Raw genomic sequence first — 6,574 nt, forward strand, 5'->3', positions numbered from 1 at the left:
CTGTAATACTTGAGTGTCTCTTCTTTACACCTGCTCTTATGCTTCTCAAAAGTTATCGAATAACCACAGTCTCCGCAACTAGCGATATTAGGAAAGAAGAACGGAGTCTCTTGACGAGCTTTCTTGTGATTAAGTTTTCTAGAGTTTGATTTGATTCTTTTTTGTATTTTATTGAAGGTCTCTTTTGAGATCATTGGCTTATGTGAGCCTTCATGCAATTCACCTCTAAGCTTGAAAACGCCGTAATAGAATGGGTTTGTGAGTAAGTTATGCAGAGTAGAGAATGAGATAGCTTTCTCGTTTCTTGCACCTTTGATTCCAGAAGCGTACATTAGATCTCGCATTTCTTTGTAGTTGATTTCACCCTCTGCAAATCTCTTTAGAAGGTTTTTCATAGTATTGAAGTGTTCAGGGTCTGGTTCTATACTTCTGGTTTTGTGATGATTAATATAGCCGTAAGGAGCCTTACCTGGGAACTCTCCTCTACGTACCTTCTGTCTGATTCCACGATTCACATTCTCACGCAAACCATCAACAAAATACTGAGCCTGAGAGAAAGCAATTGAGAGATTAAACTTACCATTAGCAGTTTTATCGAAGTAGAAGTTTGGAAACTTGAGATCTTTAATCAAACCTTGATCTATTAAGTAAGTTACTTTACCTCCGTCATAGGTATTACGCGCAATTCTGTCTGGATGCCAAGCAATGATTCCTTGTGCTTGACCTTGTTCTAACCCTGTGAGCATCTGATTAAAAACTGGTCTCCCAGGCTGTTTCGCTGACATGGATTCGGTGAAAATCTTCACAATACTGAGCCTGTTCTGCCTCGCAAAGTCTCTCAGTTCCTGGATCTGAGCTTCAATAGATAGCATTTGTCTATCCTCTGAGTCAGAGGACTTACGGGCGTAGAGGAAGTATTGCATGTGAAAATTTTAGTCAATTTATAAAGATTTGGCCAATTAAAAAGTATTAATTAGTTAGGGCTTTCACTATTATTGATAAAATAGGTATTGTGTTTAAAGAGATTAAAATAAAAAAGTTTAGGTTGTTTGAGAACCAAGATATCTTATTAGGTAAAAGAATCACTGTATTTGCGGGAGAAAATATGACAGGTAAATCAACTTTGCTTGGCATGCTAGCAAACTCTTCTGAGTTGAAGAAAAAAGATGGTTTCCCCTATATCTGCAGCTACAGCCTTAGAATCTTCAAAGCTTGCTATGTGAAACAGTGCATCACCTTCATTTACAAGAGTTAACTCTGTGCGTCCAATAATGATTCCTGAATTAGTTGCAATTATTTTAGACAGGTGCTTAGCAAATGGGTCTGAGATTTTGCCAATGACTTCTCCGGCTTTGACTCTGGCTCCGAGGTTCTTTGAACCGGTGAGAATTCCGCTTGCAGGAGCTCTTAGCCAAGCGCTAAATTTAGCTACAAAGCATTCTTTTTGTTTGCGTGTGTTCATAACATTGTCTTCAATCATGCCTATAGCTTTCATTACAGAAAGTACGCCAAACAATCCTGACTTGATTACATTCTCGTCAAAGCGCAAGGCTTCACCACCTTCAAAAACTAATAATCTAATATCTCGTTGGATGACCACTGAACGTAGTGACCCCTCTCTGATACTTGAGTTGATGATGACCGGGCTGCCAAATGCTTCTGCTAGCCTAAGGGTCTCAGGCACATGTAAGGATGCTCGCAATTGTGGAAGATTGCTTCGATGGATTGCTCCGGTATGTAAATCGATGCCATGAGTACATTTGTCAACAATTTCAGTTAGGAAGATATTGGCTAGTCGCGCTGCGAGAGACCCAGAGGCTGAGCCAGGAAAACTTCTATTAAGATCACGTCCATCAGGAAGATAGCGTGACTTGTTATTAAGCCAAAAACATTAATAATCGGAACAACTATGATTGTACCTTTGATTTTTTTGAGGATTTTGTGTTGTAATAATCTTCGACAAATTTCTACGCCATTAATTTCGTCACCATGCATCGCTGCTGAGACAAAAAGTGTTGGACCCTCTTCTTTGCCACGGATTACTTCAATGGATAAGGCCATCTTGGTATAGTCATATAGCTTGGCTACGTCGATGTCAATTCTTTTTCTTGTGTCTGGCTTTATACTTTGCCCAGCTATAACCAATTCTTTCATTATATTTAGACCTCAATGATTTCGGTACTTGGATTTACTATATCCACAAAGTCTTGATAGGTCTCAATTGTTGTGGGCTTAGAAGAATCTAATTTTCTTTTTTTGCGTGCTTCTTTCTTGGTTTGTTTTAACTCTAGATATTCAATAATTTTGCCTGCCACGTCAATTCCGGTTGTTTTCTCAATCCCTTCAAGTCCAGGAGATGAGTTAACCTCCATTATTAATGGCCCGCGTTTTGATACAAGCATGTCAACACCAGCAACACCTAGTCCCATGGCTTTGGCGGCCTTGATTGCAACATGGGCTTCTTTTTTATTTAATTGAAGAGCTTGCGCGCTGCCGCCTTGGTGTAAATTAGAACGAAATTCTCCCTCTGCTCCTTGTCTTTTCATTGCCGCAACTACTCTTCCGTTAACAACAATGACACGAAGATCAGCTCCACCAGCTTCTTTGATAAATTCCTGAATTAGAATATTGGCTTTGAGTGCGGAGAATCCTTCAATCACAGATTTGGCTGCACTTTTGGTTTCTGCTAAAACAACACCGAGTCCTTGTGTACCTTCAAGTAATTTGATAATGAGAGGCGCCCCGCCCACATGACTTATCAAGTTTGGAACTTCTTCTTGTTTAGGAAATTTGGCAAAGACTGTTTTGGGGATACCAATATTCATCATTGAGAATAGTTGTTGACTTTTGAGTTTGTCTCTTGATAATTCAATTGCTTGAGCACTGGCGGTGGTGATAATTTTTTTGATTTCAAATTGTCTGACGATGGCAGTACCAAACATAGTAACTGACGCACCAATTCGAGGAATGATCGCATCAATATCTTCTAATGGTTGGCCGTGATAATATATTGTTGGTTTGCCTTTTTCCATCACCAATGAACAAGTGGTGTGGTTAATTACTACAACATCGTGTCCCCTTGCTTGACCGGCTTTGATTAAGCTGTTGGTTGAATAAAGTGATTTTTTCCTAGAGAGTATAGCTATTTTCATTATTTGTCCTTGGTAATATTGATTTTGTATTTTTTCTTGGCAAGATTGTATTTGGAAACATCTACGATAAAACCTTGTTTAATAAATTTGCGACCTAGAAGAATAGGATATTTCATATCACTTCTATCGGTGAGAGTAAATTCTGTTTTAAAAATCTCTTCATTGATTTTGACTTTGGTGCTGATTTGATAACGCAACTCCGACCTGCCGTTAGAGCTTTTGACTCTTATAGAACTAAAATTTCTAAATATAAAAGTTTTACGTTGATAATTAGGGTGTTCTGGGTCTAATAAGCGAAAGCGTAAGAGGACTTTGCCAGCTCTCGTATATGTTTCAATAAGATGACAATGAATGGATGAAGTATATGCTCCAGTATCAACCTTGGCGTTTAATTTTTTTAATTTAAGGTCCGGAAGGTCTATTTCTTCTTTTCTGCCGATCAAGATTTTATTTTTGTTTTTTGGCATAGTTGGCGGATCTCGTTAAGTATTCTAACTCAGAATCAGTCTACTGGTCCCCTAGTTAGTGTAAAAAATTGATCATTGCTTAAAAATCTCACCATAGATTGTGTGCCGTCCTTATAGTTGATTATTGCAATTTGCGGGTCATCATGTTCAAGATCAGCATCAGGGTCTAAGAATGCCAATAATACAACTTCTTCACAATTAGCAAGTAACCGAATTCCATTGACTGAACCTAGCTTGGCATAAGTCATATCTTTCTTCGTGATTAGATCTAATTGCCCTTCTTGTACGGATTCGTATAAAAATAAATATGCTTTTTCAATGATATGAAAATCACTTTGTAGATTTCGCCCTATTGCTTCATCATCTTCATCAGCTGCTGCAGTCAAATTGATATAGAAATTATCATTTTGTGGTTTTTGTCCTCGATAAATTCGAAATATAGCATCAACAAAATCTGTTATTTGCTGATTGAGCTTCTCGCCAGGTACAAGAACTTTGGTGTCACCAGTTTCGTCGATGCTGGCAGTTAATTGCCGACTGTTACCTACCAGGGACATTACAGTAGTTTCCTCCTGAAACTATCGTGGTTAAGTCGCAACCTGTACATTGCATTGCTATGCTCACTTGTATTATCAAAAAAGTGTTGAGTTGCACGTCCAATCTGACTCGCTATATTAGTTCTACTTTGCACGCAATTATTTGGATACCCGGCGGTTATTTAGTTGAATTTAACATAAACAAAGCCACTTATCAAGTCATTTGCTTTAATGCTATTATGATCGCCATATGGATAGAAAAATTAATACTAGAGAAGATGTCATTAAGCTATGTAACGCTAATGACGTCAGGTTTATTCGTTTACAGTTCTGTGATATTCACGGATTGGTGAAGAATATTTCTGTGCCAATTGGGCAATTAGAGAAAGCACTTGATAACAAAGTTATGCTTGATGGTTCTTCCATAAGAGGATTTAGAACTATTGAAACTTCTGATATGTACTTTTATCCAGATATTCGTACGTTTAGGGTGCTCCCTTGGAGACCGCGTGAAGGTGCTGTAGCAAGAATCATTTGTGATATTTACAATCCTGATGGCACCCCGTTTGATGGTTGTCCAAGAAATAACCTCAAACGTGTTTTGAAAAAAACAGAGGAACTCGGTTATAAATTCAATGTAGGACCAGAATGTGAATTCTTCCTTTTTGATACTGATGCAGAAGGTTTTCCGACAAATAAGCTAACTGATCAAGGTGGTTACTATGACGTTGAACCAACTGATCTTGGTGCTGATGTGCGTAGAACTATCATCGATACTATCGAAGAGCTTGGTTGTGAGGTTGAAGCTTCACACCATGAAGTGGCGCCTTCTCAGCATGAGATCAACTTTAAATACGCAGATGCGCTTGCAACTGCTGATAATGTGATTACATTCAAATGGGCAACTAAGTCTATTGCTCATGAATACGGACTCTATGCGACCTTTATGCCAAAACCAATTGTTGGCATCAACGGTAGCGGGATGCATTGCAATATGTCGTTGAGCGATCTAAAGGGCAACAATGTTTTCTTTGATGAAAGCAAAGCTGATGGTCTTTCTGACACCATGAAATACTTTATTGCTGGCTTGTTGAAACACGTCAAATCTTTCTGTGCAGTTTCCAATCCATTAGTTAATAGTTACAAGAGATTAGTACCTGGATATGAAGCACCTGTCTATATTGCTTGGTCTAAGCTGAATAGATCTGCTTTGATTAGAATCCCTGCAACGAGAGGAGCTGGTACTAGAGCTGAGCTTAGATGTCCAGACCCGGCAGCCAATCCTTACTTAGCTTTTGCAGCAATGCTTGAAGCTGGTTTAGATGGAGTGAAGAATAAATTACAGCCACCAGCAGAGGTTAATGAAAATATTTATGAGCTTGAAATGGATACAATGAAAGAACGTAATATTCATGCCTTACCTGGTAACTTAGATGAAGCTCTAAAGTATATGGAAGAGTCTGATCTGGTACGCCAAGCTCTTGGTGATCATACTTACAATCATTATATTGAGACTAAGTATAAGGAATATCAAAGCTATCGTGCGCATGTGTCACAGTGGGAGACGGATCACTACCTCCACGCTTTTTAGCCTGTCCTAGAAGCTCCATCTGCTGCGTTACGCTCGCCCTCGTTGGTGTTAACCAACTTTGGGACACCCTTCGGGTTCTCGCAAGCCTTGCATCTGAAGCCCTGAAACAACGCTATTGGGTATCAGTAATTGTTGTAATGACTCAAGTAGAAATCAAAGCAGAACTAAGTAAACTCTCAAACTCCCCTGGGGTCTATATCTTCCGTGATGTTAAAGACAAGATCATCTATATCGGCAAGGCTATCAATCTCAAATCCAGAGTACGTTCTTATTGGAATGAATCAAGTTGGTCTGATAGACCCAAGCTTGCTGTTATGGTTCCTAAGATCAAGCGCTTAGAGACAATAGTAACTAAGTCAGAAAAAGAAGCATTGATACTAGAGTCCAACCTTGTCTTCAAGCATCAACCCAAATACAATGCTCTACTCAAAGCCAACAATAAATACTATCCTTGGCTTGTGATTACTTATGATGAGGCTTATCCACGTTTGATACCGGTGCGTGATATCGAGCAGTTTAAATCCAAACAAAGATCAAAAGGATCTCGTAACAAGTTCTTTGGTCCTTATACCAATATCTCTGCCATGTATGAGAACCTCAACCTGGTTAATGAATTATTTCCATTGCGCAAGAAACGAGTGCCACCATTTAAAAATCGACCTTGTCTTAATTATGATTTGGGCAAATGCCTAGGACCTTGTCAGCAATTGATCTCTGAAGAGGATTATGCGGCGATGCTTCGGCAAGTAGAGCTACTGTTGAAGGGAGACTTCTCTGATTTGCAAGCAATCCTCAAACAAGAGATGCAGCGCTATAGTGACAATCTTG

At 39.1% G+C, this 6,574-nt stretch carries 8 protein-coding genes and 1 pseudogene; 3 read left to right on the forward strand and 6 right to left on the reverse strand.

The genetic code is table 11. The annotated features are described in order from the left end of the window. On the reverse strand, positions 1 to 923 hold a 923-nt coding region (locus O3C63_09210; GenBank protein MDA0773103.1), incomplete at its 3' end, for a recombinase family protein. 89 nt (positions 924 to 1,012) lie between these two features. On the opposite strand from O3C63_09210, the gene O3C63_09215 reads away from it, so the two are divergent. After that, a complete protein-coding gene (locus O3C63_09215; protein MDA0773104.1) occupies positions 1,013 to 1,255 on the forward strand; it encodes an AAA family ATPase in 243 nt (80 codons plus the stop codon). Positions 1,256 to 1,270: 15 nt separating this feature from the next. Here the strand turns inward: O3C63_09215 and O3C63_09220 are convergent. The 5 genes and pseudogenes from O3C63_09220 to O3C63_09240 form a co-directional block, all read right to left on the reverse strand. Beyond that, positions 1,271 to 1,819, reverse strand: a pseudogene (locus tag O3C63_09220) (succinylglutamate desuccinylase/aspartoacylase family protein). After that, complete coding sequence (locus tag O3C63_09225; GenBank protein ID MDA0773105.1) at positions 1,792 to 1,995, reverse strand: succinylglutamate desuccinylase/aspartoacylase family protein; 204 nt, start codon at positions 1,993 to 1,995, stop codon at positions 1,792 to 1,794. Before O3C63_09225 ends, O3C63_09220 begins: the two are co-directional and overlap by 28 nt. A gap of 164 nt (positions 1,996 to 2,159) precedes the next feature. Next, the gene (gene rimK / locus O3C63_09230; protein MDA0773106.1) at positions 2,160 to 3,152 is read right to left on the reverse strand and encodes a 30S ribosomal protein S6--L-glutamate ligase; all 993 of its coding nucleotides are present in this window, start codon (positions 3,150 to 3,152) and stop codon (positions 2,160 to 2,162) included. Next, entirely contained in the window at positions 3,152 to 3,619 is a 468-nt protein-coding gene (locus O3C63_09235; protein MDA0773107.1) for a RimK/LysX family protein, read from the reverse strand. Before O3C63_09235 ends, rimK begins: the two co-directional genes overlap by 1 nt. A 35-nt stretch (positions 3,620 to 3,654) precedes the next feature. Beyond that, the gene (locus tag O3C63_09240) at positions 3,655 to 4,176 is read right to left on the reverse strand and encodes a hypothetical protein (protein ID MDA0773108.1); all 522 of its coding nucleotides are present in this window, start codon (positions 4,174 to 4,176) and stop codon (positions 3,655 to 3,657) included. Between the two features lie 229 nt (positions 4,177 to 4,405). On the opposite strand from O3C63_09240, the gene glnA reads away from it, so the two are divergent. Continuing rightward, positions 4,406 to 5,746: a type I glutamate--ammonia ligase gene (gene glnA / locus O3C63_09245; GenBank protein ID MDA0773109.1), complete on the forward strand. Its 1,341-nt coding sequence runs from the start codon at positions 4,406 to 4,408 to the stop codon at positions 5,744 to 5,746. Positions 5,747 to 5,883: 137 nt separating this feature from the next. Next, positions 5,884 to 6,574 (forward strand): GIY-YIG nuclease family protein (locus tag O3C63_09250; GenBank protein MDA0773110.1); only part of this gene is annotated, 691 nt, incomplete at its 3' end.

The organism is Cyanobacteriota bacterium, from assembly GCA_027618255.1.
Classification (GTDB): domain Bacteria; phylum Cyanobacteriota; class Vampirovibrionia; order LMEP-6097; family LMEP-6097; genus JABHOV01.